General features: G+C 57.2%; 15 protein-coding genes. 10 read left to right on the top strand and 5 right to left on the bottom strand.

What is annotated here, in order from left to right; all coding sequences use genetic code 11:
* Positions 1-127: 127 nt before the first annotated feature.
* The 9 genes from puuD to ACWYRJ_RS11260 all read left to right on the top strand — a co-directional run bounded on the left by puuD (position 128) and on the right by ACWYRJ_RS11260 (position 9,425).
* Positions 128-892: a gamma-glutamyl-gamma-aminobutyrate hydrolase gene (gene puuD, locus ACWYRJ_RS11300; protein WP_045910614.1), complete on the top strand. Its 765-nt coding sequence runs from the start codon at positions 128-130 to the stop codon at positions 890-892.
* A 25-nt stretch (positions 893-917) separates the two neighbouring features.
* Positions 918-1,475 carry an HTH-type transcriptional regulator PuuR gene (gene puuR / locus ACWYRJ_RS11295; protein WP_111965724.1) on the top strand — a complete coding sequence of 186 codons (558 nt, stop codon included), beginning with the start codon at positions 918-920 and terminating at the stop codon, positions 1,473-1,475.
* A gap of 157 nt (positions 1,476-1,632) precedes the next feature.
* On the top strand, positions 1,633-3,126 hold the full coding sequence (gene puuC / locus ACWYRJ_RS11290; RefSeq protein ID WP_455507910.1) for an aldehyde dehydrogenase PuuC: 1,494 nt from the start codon (positions 1,633-1,635) through the stop codon (positions 3,124-3,126).
* The gene (locus ACWYRJ_RS11285) at positions 3,123-4,403 is read left to right on the top strand and encodes an NAD(P)/FAD-dependent oxidoreductase (RefSeq protein ID WP_455507909.1); all 1,281 of its coding nucleotides are present in this window, start codon (positions 3,123-3,125) and stop codon (positions 4,401-4,403) included. The genes puuC and ACWYRJ_RS11285 overlap by 4 nt, the downstream gene beginning before the upstream one ends.
* 25 nt (positions 4,404-4,428) lie before the next feature.
* Positions 4,429-5,700 (top strand): 4-aminobutyrate transaminase, encoded by a 1,272-nt coding sequence (gene puuE, locus ACWYRJ_RS11280; RefSeq protein WP_149366787.1) that lies wholly within the window; start codon positions 4,429-4,431, stop codon positions 5,698-5,700.
* A 151-nt stretch (positions 5,701-5,851) separates the two neighbouring features.
* Positions 5,852-7,339 carry a carboxypeptidase M32 gene (locus tag ACWYRJ_RS11275; protein WP_455507908.1) on the top strand — a complete coding sequence of 496 codons (1,488 nt, stop codon included), beginning with the start codon at positions 5,852-5,854 and terminating at the stop codon, positions 7,337-7,339.
* 610 nt (positions 7,340-7,949) lie between these two features.
* On the top strand, positions 7,950-8,324 hold the full coding sequence (asr, locus tag ACWYRJ_RS11270) for an acid resistance repetitive basic protein Asr (protein ID WP_032668244.1): 375 nt from the start codon (positions 7,950-7,952) through the stop codon (positions 8,322-8,324).
* Between the two features lie 92 nt (positions 8,325-8,416).
* The gene (gene ydgU, locus ACWYRJ_RS11265; RefSeq protein ID WP_021241182.1) at positions 8,417-8,500 is read left to right on the top strand and encodes a small membrane protein YdgU; all 84 of its coding nucleotides are present in this window, start codon (positions 8,417-8,419) and stop codon (positions 8,498-8,500) included.
* A gap of 103 nt (positions 8,501-8,603) precedes the next feature.
* Positions 8,604-9,425: a trypsin-like serine peptidase gene (locus ACWYRJ_RS11260; RefSeq protein WP_455507907.1), complete on the top strand. Its 822-nt coding sequence runs from the start codon at positions 8,604-8,606 to the stop codon at positions 9,423-9,425.
* A gap of 1 nt (position 9,426) precedes the next feature.
* Here ACWYRJ_RS11260 and ACWYRJ_RS11255 read toward each other — a convergent pair whose 3' ends face one another.
* The 4 genes from ACWYRJ_RS11255 to ACWYRJ_RS11240 form a co-directional block, all read right to left on the bottom strand.
* Positions 9,427-11,589, bottom strand: coding sequence for a bifunctional diguanylate cyclase/phosphodiesterase (locus ACWYRJ_RS11255; RefSeq protein WP_249577072.1), 2,163 nt, complete (start codon positions 11,587-11,589; stop codon positions 9,427-9,429).
* 83 nt (positions 11,590-11,672) lie between these two features.
* A complete protein-coding gene (gene mdtI, locus ACWYRJ_RS11250; protein ID WP_045910373.1) occupies positions 11,673-12,002 on the bottom strand; it encodes a multidrug/spermidine efflux SMR transporter subunit MdtI in 330 nt (109 codons plus the stop codon).
* A complete protein-coding gene (gene mdtJ, locus ACWYRJ_RS11245; protein ID WP_029739354.1) occupies positions 11,989-12,351 on the bottom strand; it encodes a multidrug/spermidine efflux SMR transporter subunit MdtJ in 363 nt (120 codons plus the stop codon). The genes mdtI and mdtJ overlap by 14 nt, the downstream gene beginning before the upstream one ends.
* A 117-nt stretch (positions 12,352-12,468) precedes the next feature.
* Positions 12,469-12,639 (bottom strand): protein YdgV, encoded by a 171-nt coding sequence (locus ACWYRJ_RS11240; protein WP_085930315.1) that lies wholly within the window; start codon positions 12,637-12,639, stop codon positions 12,469-12,471.
* A 133-nt stretch (positions 12,640-12,772) separates the two neighbouring features.
* On the opposite strand from ACWYRJ_RS11240, the gene ACWYRJ_RS11235 reads away from it, so the two are divergent.
* On the top strand, positions 12,773-13,807 hold the full coding sequence (locus tag ACWYRJ_RS11235) for an AI-2E family transporter (RefSeq protein ID WP_455507906.1): 1,035 nt from the start codon (positions 12,773-12,775) through the stop codon (positions 13,805-13,807).
* A 3-nt stretch (positions 13,808-13,810) separates the two neighbouring features.
* On the opposite strand, the gene ACWYRJ_RS11230 is transcribed toward ACWYRJ_RS11235, so the two are convergent.
* Positions 13,811-14,758, bottom strand: coding sequence for a zinc-dependent alcohol dehydrogenase family protein (locus ACWYRJ_RS11230; protein WP_455507905.1), 948 nt, complete (start codon positions 14,756-14,758; stop codon positions 13,811-13,813).
* Positions 14,759-14,777: the final 19 nt, after the last annotated feature.

Raw genomic sequence — 14,777 nt, 5'->3', positions numbered from 1 at the left:
TGTTTGTCAAATGTTAAATTAAGTTTGCAAAAGGCAGATCCCGTTGCTAGATTGAGAAAATATTGAACGAAAAGGCCGTTTATCTGGCGAAAATGGCCTAAATTTAGTCCACTTTGTGAGGGCGATCATGGAAAATATAATGAACAAGCCAGTTATTGGCGTGGTGATGTGTAGAAACAGGCTTAAGGGTCATGAGACCCAGACACTGCAAGAAAAGTACCTGAATGCCATTATTAACGCGGGGGGTTTACCAATTGCCTTACCGCATGCGCTGGCAGAGCCAGAGCTGCTCACCGCTCTGCTCCCAACCCTGGACGGGATTTACCTGCCGGGCAGCCCAAGTAACGTGCAGCCGCACCTTTATGGTGAAAACGGCGATGAGCCTAACGCCGATCCCGGGCGAGATCTTCTGAGTATGGCGCTGATTGCCGCCGCGCTCGAAAGGCGCATCCCCATTTTCGCCATCTGCCGGGGGCTGCAGGAACTGGTTGTTGCGACGGGGGGGACGCTGTATCGCCGCCTGTTCGAGCAGAACGACCTGCTCGAGCACCGGGAAGATCCTGAACTGCCGGTTGAGCTACAATACGCTCCGTCTCATGAAGTTCAGGTTCAGGAGGGAGGACTGCTGTCTCAATTAATACCAGGCTGTAACACATTTTGGGTAAACTCGTTACACGGGCAAGGTGCACGGACGTTAGGACCACGGCTTCGCGTGGAGGCCCGCTCGACGGATGGGCTGGTCGAGGCGGTCAGCGTTCATGACCACCCTTTTGCCCTCGGCGTGCAATGGCACCCCGAATGGAACAGCAGCGAGTACGCCCTGTCCCGTATGTTGTTTGAAGGTTTTATCACCGCCTGTCAAAGCCACATTGCCGAGAAGCAGCGGCTTTGACCACTACCGTAAAGGAAATGCAACTATGAGCGATGACGGACTGGCGCCAGGGAAACGTCTGTCTGAGATCCGCCAGCAGCTGGGTCTCTCGCAGCGGCGTGCCGCCGAACTGTCTGGGTTAACACACAGTGCCATCAGCACCATTGAGCAGGACAAAGTCAGTCCTGCTATCAGTACGCTGCAAAAGCTGCTGAAAGTCTATGGGCTGTCGCTCTCGGAATTCTTTTCGGAACCGGAAAAACCTGATGAACCGCAGGTGGTTATTAATCAGGAAGACCTTATCGAAATAGGCAGTCAGGGAGTTTCGATGAAGCTGGTTCATAACGGAAATCCGAACCGTACGCTGGCGATGATTTTTGAAACTTACCAGCCTGGAACCACGACCGGAGAGAGGATCAAACATCAGGGTGAGGAGATCGGTACGATACTGGAAGGTGAAATATTGTTGACCATTAATGGCCAGCAATATCACCTGGTTGCGGGGCAAAGCTATGCCATCAATACCGGCATACCGCACAGCTTCAGCAACACCTCGGCAGGCGTCTGCCGCATTATCAGTGCCCACACCCCCACCACGTTCTAATTACCACTCAGTCCCGGCGTAAGCGCGCTTACGCCGGGAAATATAAAAACGATCGCTGTCGGCATTTAACGGGTTAATTCCCGGGATGCCCCACGGCTTCGTATTGCCTGAAACGGCCATGCCTTTATTTATCTGATTGCGAAAGAAAGGAGTGAATATGCATTTTCAGCACCTGACTTACTGGCAGGATAAAGCAAAAAACAGCGCCATTGAGACCCGGTTATTTATTAACGGTGCCTATTGTGACGCCGCCGATAACACCACGTTTGCAACCGTCAATCCCGCGACCCAGCAGACGCTGGCGAACGTCGCCCGGGGCAAGCAGGCGGACGTGGACCGCGCGGTTCAGGCCGCGCGTGAGGTATTTGAGCGCGGTGACTGGTCGCAGGCGTCTCCGGCGCAGCGCAAAGCCGTGCTAAATAAGCTCGCCGATTTAATGGAACGCCACGGCGAAGAGCTGGCATTACTGGAAACGCTGGACACAGGTAAACCCATCCGCCACAGCCTGCGCGACGATATTCCCGGCGCGGCGCGCGCCATTCGCTGGTACGCCGAAGCAGCGGATAAAGTCTACGGCGAAGTGGCGCCTACGGGTCCGGGCGAGCTGGCGATGATCGTGCGCGAGCCAATCGGAGTTGTTGCGGCCATCGTCCCCTGGAACTTCCCGCTGCTGCTGGCCTGCTGGAAGCTGGGCCCGGCGCTGATCGCGGGCAACAGCGTGATACTGAAACCGTCGGAGAAATCGCCCCTCACCGCCCTGCGGCTGGCCGGACTGGCGAAAGAGGCGGGCCTGCCTGACGGCGTGCTGAACGTGATAAGCGGTTACGGCCACGAAGCGGGCCAGGCGCTGGCATTGCATCCGGAGGTCGAGGTGCTGACGTTTACCGGCTCTACCCGTACCGGCAAGCAGCTGTTGAAGGACGCGGGAGAAAGCAACATGAAGCGCGTCTGGCTGGAGGCGGGCGGCAAAAGCGCCAACATTATCTTTGCCGACTGTCCGGACCTGGACAAGGCCGTGAGCGCGACCGCCGCCGGGATTTTTTATAACCAGGGGCAAGTCTGTATCGCCGGTACCCGTCTGCTGCTCGAAGACAGCATCGCCGATGAGTTCCTGGCCAGGCTAAAAGCGCAGGCTCGTCACTGGCAGCCGGGCGATCCGCTCGACCCGGACAGCACGATGGGCATGCTCATCGACGCTGCGCACGCCGATACCGTCCACACGTTCATTCGCGAGGGAACCCGGAAAGGCACGCTGCTGCTGGACGGGCGGGAACAATCATGGCCTTCCGCAGTCGGTCCAACCATTTTTGTCGACATCGACCCCGCCTCCCCGCTGTGCCGGGAAGAAATTTTCGGACCGGTGCTGGTCGTCACCCGTTTTAAATCCGAAGAGGAAGCCTTAACGCTGGCCAACGACAGTGAATACGGGCTTGGCGCAGCGGTATGGACCCGCGATCTTTCCCGCGCGCACCGCATGAGCCGCCGCCTGAAGGCCGGCTCGGTCTTCGTCAATAACTATAACGACGGTGATATGACCGTTCCCTTTGGCGGCTATAAGCAGAGCGGCAACGGTCGCGATAAGTCCCTGCACGCGCTGGAAAAATTTACCGAACTGAAAACCATCTGGATTGCCCTGGAGCCTCAATCATGACCGAACATACCACCAGCTACTACGCGGCCAGCGCGAACGCTTACGAACCCTTCCCGACGCTTAACGAGTCGATCAGCTGTGACGTGTGCGTGGTGGGCGGCGGCTATACCGGCCTCTCCTCCGCGCTGCATCTCGCCGAAATGGGCTACGACGTGGTGCTCCTTGAAGGGGCGCGCATCGGCTTCGGCGCCAGCGGACGCAACGGCGGCCAGCTGGTTAACTCCTACAGCCGCGATATCGACGTGATCGAGAAAAACTACGGGCCCGATGCCGCCAGAATGCTCGGGAGCATGATGTTTGAAGGCGGGGAAATCATCCGGGAACGCATCCAGCGCTATCAGATCCAGTGCGACTATCGTCCCGGCGGGCTGTTTGTGGCGCTTAACCATAAGCAGCTGGAGACGCTGGAGGAGCAAAAAGCCAACTGGGAACGCTACGGCAACACGCAGCTGGAGTTGCTGGACGCCAGCGCCATTCGCCGGGAAGTCGACAGCGAACGCTATACCGGCGCGCTGCTGGACCGCAGCGGTGGGCATATTCATCCGCTGAACCTGGCGATCGGCGAAGCGGACGCCATTCGCCTGAACGGCGGGCGGGTATATGAGCAGTCCCCGGTGACCTCCATTCAGCACACCAGCCCGGCCGTGGTGAGCACGCAGCATGGCCAGGTGACGGCCCGCTACGTGATCGTCGCCGGGAATGCCTATCTCGGCGATAAGATCGAACCGGAACTGGCAAAACGCAGCATGCCCTGCGGCACCCAGGTTGTAACCACCGCCCCGCTGCCGGTAGAGGTCGCCCGCACGCTGATCCCCAATAACTACTGCGTGGAAGATTGTAACTACCTGCTGGATTACTACCGTCTCACCGCCGACAACCGCCTGCTGTACGGCGGTGGCGTAGTGTATGGCGCGCGCGATCCGGACGATGTCGAGCGCCTGGTGATGCCAAAGCTGCTGAAAACCTTCCCTCAGCTGGCAGGCGTCAAAATCGACTACCGCTGGACGGGCAACTTCCTGCTGACCCTGTCGCGTATGCCGCAGTTTGGTCGTCTGGATAAAAACATCTATTACATGCAGGGCTACAGCGGCCACGGCGTGACCTGCACCCACCTGGCCGGACGGCTGATCTCGGAACTGTTGCGCGGCGACGCCGAGCGCTTTGATGCGTTTGCTAACCTCCCGCACTACCCCTTCCCGGGCGGCCGCAGCCTGCGGATTCCATTTACGGCGATGGGCGCGGCGTACTACAGCCTGCGCGATCGTCTTGGCGTATGATCGTTTCGACAAAAGGGTATCTGACATGAGTAACCAGGAATTTCATCAGCGCAGACTTTCTGCCACCCCGCGCGGCGTAGGCGTAATGTGTAATTTCTTTGCCCGCTCGGCGGAGAATGCCACGCTTACCGACGTGGAAGGCAACGACTATATTGATTTCGCCGCCGGGATCGCGGTACTGAATACCGGCCATCGTCATCCTGAACTGGTAGCCGCAGTAGAAAAACAGCTTCACCAGTTCACCCACACGGCCTACCAGATTGTGCCGTATGAAAGCTACGTTTCATTAGCTGAAAAACTTAACGAGCTGGCCCCGGTGCAGAGCCCGGCCAAAACGGCGTTCTTCACAACGGGCGCGGAAGCGGTGGAAAACGCCGTTAAAATCGCCCGGGCCCACACCGGCAGACCGGGCGTGATTGCCTTCGGGGGAGGCTTTCACGGCCGCACCTATATGACCATGGCGTTAACCGGCAAGGTCGCGCCTTACAAGCTGGGATTTGGTCCCTTCCCGGGGTCGGTTTATCACGTGCCGTATCCCTCCGAGCTGCACGGCATCACGACGCAGGATGCCATCACGGCGATAGAGCGCCTGTTCAAAGCGGATATTGAGGCGAAACAGGTAGCGGCGATTATTTTTGAACCCATCCAGGGTGAAGGCGGATTCAACGTCGCCCCACCAGAGCTGGTATCCGCCATCCGCCGCATCTGTGATGAGCACGGGATCGTGATGATTGCCGACGAAGTGCAGAGCGGCTTCGCCCGAACGGGTAAGCTGTTTGCCATGGAACACTACGCGGACAAACCCGACCTGATGACGATGGCTAAAAGCCTGGCAGGCGGAATGCCGCTGTCCGGCGTGGTGGGCCGCGCCGAAATCATGGACGCGCCGGCTCCCGGCGGCCTGGGGGGAACCTATGCCGGCAACCCGCTTGCGGTGGCCGCCGCGCACGCGGTGCTGAATATTATCGACAACGAGTCACTGTGCGCGCGCGCCCGTCAGCTGGGCGATCGGCTGAAAGCCACGCTGGAGGAGATTCAGGGCACCTTCCCTGCGCTCGTGGCGATAAGGGGAAGAGGATCGATGATCGCGGCGGAGTTTTTTGATCCCGAGAGCCGTGAACCTTCGGCCGCCATTGCGCAGGCGATCCAGCAAAAGGCGCTCGCCCAGGGCCTGCTGCTGTTGATCTGCGGCCAGTACGGCAACGTGATCCGCTTCCTTTATCCGCTGACCATTCCGGATGCTCAGTTCAACCAGGCGCTGGCAATCCTGCAACAGGTTATGCGCGATAAGTCCTGAGTGCCCACCGAAAACCGTCTCCCGGAATGCCGGGGACGGTTTTCTACGGAGGAGATCGGCACAGATTTCCTCCGTGTGGGAAATGTTGGGGAATTTGCTCGGTTTCATTGTATGCTCCCTGAAACACATCCCCGGCATGAGGAAATAAGAATTGCAAAAAACATCAGCCTATCAGTCACTTGTGAAAACCTTCCAGCGTCTCTCCCGCTTCTCGCACCTCTCCTCCATCGCCAGCTGGGACATGTTCACCATGATGCCGCCCGGCGGCAGCGCCGCGCGCGGCGAGGCGCTGGCAGAGATGAGCGTCCTGCAGCACCAGCTCCTGACCGATAAAAAAGTCGGCGACCTGTTAGCGGCGGCGGCAGGAGAAGATCTGAATGACGTCGAACAGGCCAACCTGCGCGAAATGACACGCCACTACCAGCAGGCGACCCTGCTGCCGGAATCGCTGGTGGAAGCCAAATCTCTGGCGGGCAGCAGGTGTGAACACGCCTGGCGTACTCAGCGCCCCGCCAACGACTGGCAGGGCTTTTCCGCCAACCTGAAAGAGGTGGTTAAACTCAGCCGCGAAGAGGCTCGCCTGCGGGCTGAAGCAAAAGGCTGTACGCCTTACGACGCGCTGCTGGACATTTTTGAACCCGACATGACCAGCGCGCGTCTGGACGTTCTGTTCGGCGACATGAAGTCCTGGCTACCGGACCTGCTGGCAAGCGTGGTGGAAAAACAGGCTCAGCGGTCGTTTATTCCCCCGCAGGGCCCCTTCCCGACGGCAACACAGCGTGAGCTGGGCCTGGAGGCCATGAAGATGCTCGGCTTCGATTTTAACGGCGGTCGCCTCGACGTGAGTGCGCACCCCTTCTGCGGCGGCGTACCGGAAGACGTGCGCATCACCACGCGCTACGACGAGGATGAACTGCTCAGCGCGCTGTTTGGCGTGATCCACGAAACCGGACATGCGCGCTACGAACAAAACCTACCGCGCGCGTGGGCAGGACAGCCGATTGCGCTGGCCCGCTCAACCGCGATCCATGAATCGCAGAGCCTGTTCTTTGAGATGCAGCTGGGACGGAGTGAAGCCTTCCTCAAACATCTTCTCCCTGCGGTGCACGCCCGTTTTGGCAGCCAGGCGGCGTTCAGCGAAGAGAACTTTATTGCCTGGAACCAGCGCGTGAAGCCGGGCTATATCCGCGTCGATGCGGACGAAGTGAGCTACCCGGCACACGTGGTGCTGCGCTATGAGATTGAGCGGGCGCTGATCAACGGCGAGATTGAGGTAGACGATATTCCCGCCCTGTGGGACGAGAAAATGCAGGCCTGGCTCGGGTTGTCCACCAAAGACAACTACCGCAACGGCTGCATGCAGGATATCCACTGGACCGACGGCGGTTTTGGTTACTTCCCGTCGTACACGCTGGGGGCTATGTATGCCGCACAGCTGTTCCACGCCGCGAAAACTGCGCTTCCGGGTCTGCAGGCCTCCATCGCTGAAGGCGACTTTTCCGCACTCTTTGAGTGGCTGCGCCAGAACATCTGGCAGCACGGCAGTCGCTTCAGCACGTCGCAGTTAATCACCCAGGCGACGGGTGAAGATCTGAATATCCGTTACTTCCGCGAGCATCTGACCTCCCGCTATTTGTAATCTGTTTGGCCGGGGGTGAGGGACCTCAGGTAAAAGAGCCGTATGTTCCCCCTCACCCCAGCCCTCTCCCTCATGGGCTGAGGAATCCCCAGTAATTTTTTACCTGAAGCGATGAACGTTGCTTCGTCAAAATTAATGACTTACAGCGACAACCTGGTCCGGCTGTAAATCGCCGAAGCGTTTCCGTAAGGCCGGGGCGAGGCGCAGGGATGCGCCGAGAGGGCGTGGCCTGCAGGGATGCAGGCTCATGCCCGACCCGATAGCCTGAAGGAATAAGCTGAGGGCACCGCGAAGCGGCGATTTACCGCCGGGAGCCCGGGTCGCCAGGGTGGTGGCGATTGAGCCACCCTGGCACGTTCACCGGTCATGGCGTTACAGAGTAGCAAGGAACATGAAGTGAACGGAATGACCACTACAGCCGTATGTTCCCCCTCACCCCAGCCCGTCCCCCCTCATGGGAGAGGGAGCCGTCTGTGCAGGACCCCGGCAATGTACATATGGTTACACGCCGATACCAATCACTCACGGAAACCCCGAATTTACAGGGATATAGTTATTTCAACGGCCCCGCAGTGGGGTTAAATGAAAAACCAAATTCGAGGGTATGAACATGAAAAAAGTATTAGCTCTGGTTGTTGCCGCTGCTATGGGTCTGTCTTCTGCTGCGTTCGCTGCTGAAACCACTGCTGCACCGGCTGCTGCGGCACCTGCTGCAACGACCACCGCGGCGCCAGCAAAAACTGTCCATCACAAGAAACATCATAAAGCCGCTAAACCGGCTGTAGAGCAGAAAGCTCAGGCTGCTAAAAAGCACCACAAAAAAGCGACCAAACCGGCTGTAGAACAGAAAGCTCAGGCTGCTAAAAAGCACCACAAAAAAGCGACCAAACCGGCTGTAGAACAGAAAGCTCAGGCTGCTAAAAAGCATCACAAAAAAGCAGTAAAACACGAAGCTGCTAAACCAGCTGCACAGCCAGCTGCGTAAGAGTACAAGCTTAACCGTGCCTTTCGGGGCACGTTGGTAAACCGGCGCTGAACCGGACAGGTTCCGCGCCGTTTTTTTTATCCGGAGGGCGTATGCTGCGACGCTATCGGTTTGAGCTGATTCTGATCCTGCTTATTTTATGCGCGCTCATTGCCAGCCATTTTTATCTTTCCTGATTGTAGCACGCTGATTTTACTCCCACTTTAGCGCTGTCCCGTCTATAGTATTTTCATAGGGTTCACTTTTAATAATCATAATTACCCCCCACCAGAGTGAGATATGCGTAAATCTGTTGTGTTGTTACTGGGAACGTTTGGTCTTTTTTCTGGATTCTCACATGCGGATGATGGCGGTGATGACACCATTAGCGCGAAAGAGTTAAAGACGCTTTTTTTCAATCATGACGACCGCACGCGCGTCGCCGATCCCACCCAGGCGCCCTGGGATGCTATAGGTCAACTGGAAACCGCCAGCGGTAACTTATGTACTGCGACGTTGATCACCCCTCAGCTTGCCCTGACGGCAGGCCACTGTCTGTTAACGCCGCCAAACGGCAAGCCGGATAAAGCGGTGGCCTTGCGGTTTGTGTCGCAAAAAGGGACCTGGCGCTATGAAATCCACGGCATTAAAGGCCGTGTCGATCCGTCTCTCGGCAAACGCCTGAAGCCGGATGGTGACGGCTGGATCGTGCCACCGGCGGCCGCCTCATGGGACTTTGGCCTGATCGTTTTACGCTACCCCCCTTCCGGCATTACGCCGCTGCCGTTATTTGATGGCGATAAAGACGCACTCACCGCCGCCCTGAAAGCCGCCGACCGAAAGGTGACGCAGTCCGGCTATCCTGTCGACCATCTGGATACGCTTTACACCCACACCGACTGTATTGTGACGGGCTGGGCGCAAAACAGCGTACTTTCGCACCAGTGCGATACGTTGCCGGGTGACAGTGGTTCACCGCTGATGCTGAAAACAGATAACGGCTGGCAGTTAATTGGCGTGCAGAGCTCTGCACCGGCGGCGAAAGATCGCTGGCGCGCAGATAACCGGGCCTTGTCCGTGACCGGTTTTCGCGACAAGCTGGAAGCGCTGGCACAGCAATAAATCAGCATCGTCTGACCTGATGCAGTGCCCTGATTGACTCAATCGGCATCGGCTGGCTGAACCAAAAACCCTGCAGTTGATCGCAGCCAGCCAGCCGCAGCAGTTTCATTTGCTTCTCGGTTTCCACCCCTTCGGCGACCACCGCCATCCCCAGCGCGTTGGCGATCCGCACCGTGCCGCTCACCAGCGCGGCTGCCTGTTCATCGTTGTCCACCAGCCCGGCCAGGGATTTATCGATCTTGATGGTGTCGAAGTTAAAACGCCGCAAATAGCCAATGCTGGAATAGCCGGTGCCAAAGTCATCCAGCGCCACCGCGGTACCCAGCGCTTTAAGATTGGCTATTGCCATGCGGGCACGATCCGGATTTTCCAGCACATAGCTCTCCGTTACCTCAAGCTGCAGCCGGTGGGCCGGGAAACGGGTACTCTCCAGCACGCTGGCCACTTTGTCTTCGAAGGCGGGATCGCGAAATTGCGCGGGAGAGATATTAACGGAAAGCTTTAAGTCACCGTATGGCTGGAGATCCTGACAGGCGCGCTGCAACACAAACTGGCCCAGTTTGTAAATCAGACCGCTGGTCTCCGCGATGGCGATGAAGGTATCCGGGCCCAGCGGCCCTTCCGGGCGACGCGGCCAGCGGACCAACGCTTCGACGCTGCTCATCGTCTGAGTGCGGGCGTCAACGATCGGCTGATACCAGACCTCAAACTCATCGCGCTCCAGACCGCTACGGATCTGATTTTCAATCGCCAGCTTGCGTTCCCGGACGCTGTTCAGCTCCGCATCGTAGTGGGTAATCCGCCCTTTTCCACTCATTTTGGCGTGATACATGGCAATATCGGCGCGGCGAAACAGTTCTGAGCTGGTGCATTCAATCAGAGTTCCGCTGGCGATACCGATGCTGGCCCCGATATGGATGGTGCGTTCCCCCAGCTGAACCGGGGTGGCGAGGAAATCCAGCACCGAAACGGCAAAGGCGGTGGCTCGGGCCTCTGCATCATCACCGCCGATTGTCATGGCAAACTCATCCCCGCCCATGCGGGCCAGCATCCCGCCCGGCGGCACCCGTTCACTCAGCGTTTTCGCAATCGCCACGATGAGATCGTCCCCCACGCTGTGGCCGTAGATATCATTCACATCTTTAAAACCATCCAGATCGATAAACACCACGCTTTTGACGTCGATATCTCCGCGTAAGCTCACCCGATCCAGCGCCTCGATAAGCGCTCGCCGGTTCGGCAGATGGCTTAACCAGTCCGTTCTGGCCACCAGACGTGCCTGGCTTTCTCCTCGTGCAAGCTTGTACAGCCCCACGCTGCTCACCAGAATAAAGAGCAGGATCAGGGCCGATGCCAGCACAACAATCTGCGTGATATCAGAGGATGCCGCCCGGGCGGCCTGCGCCCCCGGAAGCCGCGCCTGCCAGTTCAGATAGCCCAGCAGCTCCCCAGCCGAACTGCGCAGCGGCATACTCATCTCGTTAACTTTATCTGGCGTAAAGTGAAGGTTATCGATCTGAAAGGTCGTCCCCAGGTCGGATAAGATTCTGGCGTTCAGATGACGGGTGATCACCAGATAGCGGCGCGTTCCGTCGGTAACCTGTAATCTTCCGACCATTGGGCGAATCAGCCCAATGCCCACAAAGGCGACGCCGCTTCGCGTTTTGCTGATCCCGGCATAGATATTTTTATCGCTTGATAAGGCGCGCGCATGCTGAGCAATAAGGGCTTTCAGCCCCTCACCGAAAAAATCGAGATTCGTCTCCTGAAAAGGCTGACTTTTAAACGATCCCCAGAGGACGTTGAAATGTTCATCCAGCACGAAGGTGCCGTCATAGAGGTTATTAATTTTAAAGCCGGTGCCCCAGGTGTCGTACAGCCAGTCGGTATTAAGCGTGGGACGGTAGGCTTCCCGCACAGCATCGTCCCAGACGGCGTTGTCAAGCACCAGAGATGAGACGCGGTTAACCGATGTCTGAATAGCCCCCTGCACGGAAAGCGCCGTGCGGTGTTCATCAATTTCATTGGTTTTGGTGCTGATAAGATTCAGGGAAAGATAGAGGAGTGCGACGACGGAGATGATTAAGCCGATGCCCGCCATAAAGACCATGGCAAACAACGTTCTCGCATTGGGAATATTGCGCCAGCTTAATGTGCGATACATCAGCCTTCCTCTTCATGTTTTGCTTTTCTAAGCGTAATACAGGCAGCGAATTTCGCTGCCTGTAAATCATGGATTGAGGACTGTCAGGCGAGTTTTATCATGATCATGCCGGCAAGCAGCAGGATGAGCCCCATCCAACCCTTGTTATTTAAGCGCTGGCCGAAGAGCACCCAGCCTGCAGCCAGCGTGGCGGCGATACCAAAACCGCCCCACAACGCATAGGCGACCGAAAGATCGATACCTTTTACCGCCTGGGACAGCGCGCTGAACGCCCCCAGAACCGCTGCAATCGACATCAGGCCGTAGAATTTACGACGAAAACCATCGGAGAATTTCAGCAGAACGTTCGCCAGGATCTCAAGCACGATGGCGAACCCCAGCCAGGCCGCATGAACCCACTCAAACTGTTGCATGGTTCTGCTCCTTCTGCTGTTTGCCAGGTTTACGGGTACCGGACTTAATCAGCACAATACCCGCGACCAGCGTCGTTAAACCGGCGACCTTCATTGTTGTTAATGTTTCGTCAAATATCAGCACGCTGAACAGCGTAATCAACAAAATACCGATCCCCTCCCACAGGGCATACGCGACGCCCAGCGCAATTTTTTTCACTGCAAACGAGAGGAAAATATAAGACAGTGAAATCATCACCAGCATCAAAATAAAACCGGTATTGCCATCGCTGACGCTTGCCCACTTCATAGACAGCGTGCCGGTAATTTCAGCGATAATAGCCAGCGCTAATAAAATCCAGTAAAACATGTTTTTCTCCTGCTTGAGAATATAATCCATCGTGGCCCGCTGCGTGCAGCAAACCCAAAAATACGAATTGAAATCAGACAGCTAAGCGCTTAGCGCCAGCTCAGGCAGAAGAAATGACTATAGTGCGGTGCGCCAGTGTTGCTCACCAGAAAGCAGGCAGAAAGAAGTGGAGTATACAGCAGTATTGTTTGAAGAGTACGTCCTGAACATATTGTCCATAAAATTACAATTATCCGCGTTGTTGCTTCTCGTCTTTGCGGATGAAAATTGTCCTCGGTAGTTAAACACACCGAATTTGTACCATAAGCCAGGATTTTACTCAAAGTCTTTGCAATTCTTTACCCACTCCGTTTGATTTTGGTTAGTTTATTGCAAAGCCTTTCACCTTTATTATAAATATAAAGAAAATTTCGGAGTCACCATGGCTAAACCCATCATTACCCTGAACGGGTTAAAAATTGTCATCATGCTGGGCATGCTGGTGATCATATTGACAGGCGTGCGCTTCGCCGCCGACATTATTGTGCCCTTTATTCTGGCCCTGTTTATTGCGGTGATCCTCAACCCGCTGGTGCAGCGCATGACGCGGCTACGCATTCCGCGCGTGCTGGCTATCACGCTGCTTATCAGCATCATTATTGTGGCGATGGTACTGCTGGTGGCTTATCTGGGTACCTCGCTCAATGAACTGGCGCGAACGCTGCCAAAATACCGCTCTTCGCTGGCTATCCCCCTGCTGCAGCTAGAACCCTGGCTGCAGCGGGCGGGTATCGAAGTCTCGGTGGAAGAACAGCTGAAATATATCGACCCCAACGCGGCGATGACGATCGTCACCAGCCTGCTGGCGCAGCTTTCCAATGCCATGACCTCCATTTTCCTGCTGTTTTTAACGGTGGTGTTCATGCTGCTGGAGGTGCCGCAGCTGCCAGCAAAGCTGCAGCAGATGATGGTCCGTCCGGTCGAAGGAATGGGGGCGATTCAACGCGCGCTGGACAGCGTTTCCCGCTATCTAGTGCTGAAAACCGCCATTAGCCTGGTGACGGGCGTTGTCGTCTGGTTGATGCTTCTGGCGCTGGACGTTCGCTTTGCGTTTGTCTGGGGGTTGCTGGCGTTTGCGCTTAACTACATTCCCAACATTGGCTCCGTGCTGGCGGCGATCCCCCCTATCCTCCAGGTGCTGGTTTTCAGCGGGCTTTATGACGCGCTGATCCTGCTTGCCGGATACCTGGTCATCAATCTTGTGTTCGGTAACATTCTTGAGCCACGCATGATGGGTCGTGGCCTGGGGCTCTCCACGCTGGTGGTCTTTTTGTCCCTGATTTTCTGGGGCTGGCTGCTCGGGCCCGTTGGGATGCTGCTCTCCGTCCCGCTAACCATTATCGTCAAGATTGGTCTGGAACAGACGGCAGGCGGGCAAAGTATCGCCGTGCTGCTGAGCGATATGAGCCATAAATAGCGCTCAGTCCTCCATCGACAGGAGGGGCTTGCGGGTCCTTCCACCTTCACGATAAGCGCTGAGCGCCCTCTGCCAATCCGCCAGCGGGTAAACCGTAACGTCGCTGTACTCACTGTCGGGCAACATCCGCCAGATGCGCTCGAACTCCGCGCGCCACGCCTCAACGCCGAGCGCATCCAGACCGTTTCGGATATGGAACCACGCCACGCGCGGCGCAGGGAGCCGCTGTGTGAAGGCTTGCCCGGAGAGCAGCCCGTAGCAGACAAACATGCCCTGCTCGGGCATCACGCTGAGGATCGCTTCCGCAAGCTGCCCGCCGGTAGCATCGTAGACGATATCGCTACGGGCGGCGACGATGCCGATTCTGTTTGCGTCATGCTGCGCGACAGGCGTGATGCCCATCGCCTCCAGCCGTTCAGCATGCACGGCAGAACGGTGAATGCCGTACACCGCTTCCGCCCCCGCCTGACGCGCCCACTGCCCCAGCAGAATGGCGCAATCCGATCCGGCAGCCGTGAGCAAGACCCGCTTTCCGCGCGGCGGGTAGCGGGTCAGCATCATCTGCGCCGCCAGCGGGTTGATATAGGCCCGCGCGGCCAGCTGTGCGTCGACGGTGTCCGGAACGGGTATCGCATACTCTGCCGGGCAATCAACATAGCGCTGCCAGGTTCCCTGACCGCGCAGCGGCAGGACGCGCTGACCCACCAGATGCTTAAACGAGGCGGGCGCCTCGATGACAACCCCAACACCTTCATACCCCGCGATCGCCGGTAACGGGGTTCGGTGGCGATAGGCGCCGGTGATGGGAATAAGATCGGACGCGTTCACCGGAGAAAACAGCATCCGCACGCGGAGCTGTCTCGGCGCAAGCGCGCCCGGGGGCGCGGTTTCAGGTTGCAGAACGGTTTCTGGCTCGCCAAAACGGCGATACCAGAGGGCCAGATTTTCCATTACGATCTCAAGGCTGATA

Source organism: Enterobacter sp. (genome assembly GCF_977039595.1).
This window is presented reverse-complemented; position numbering and strand designations above follow the sequence as displayed.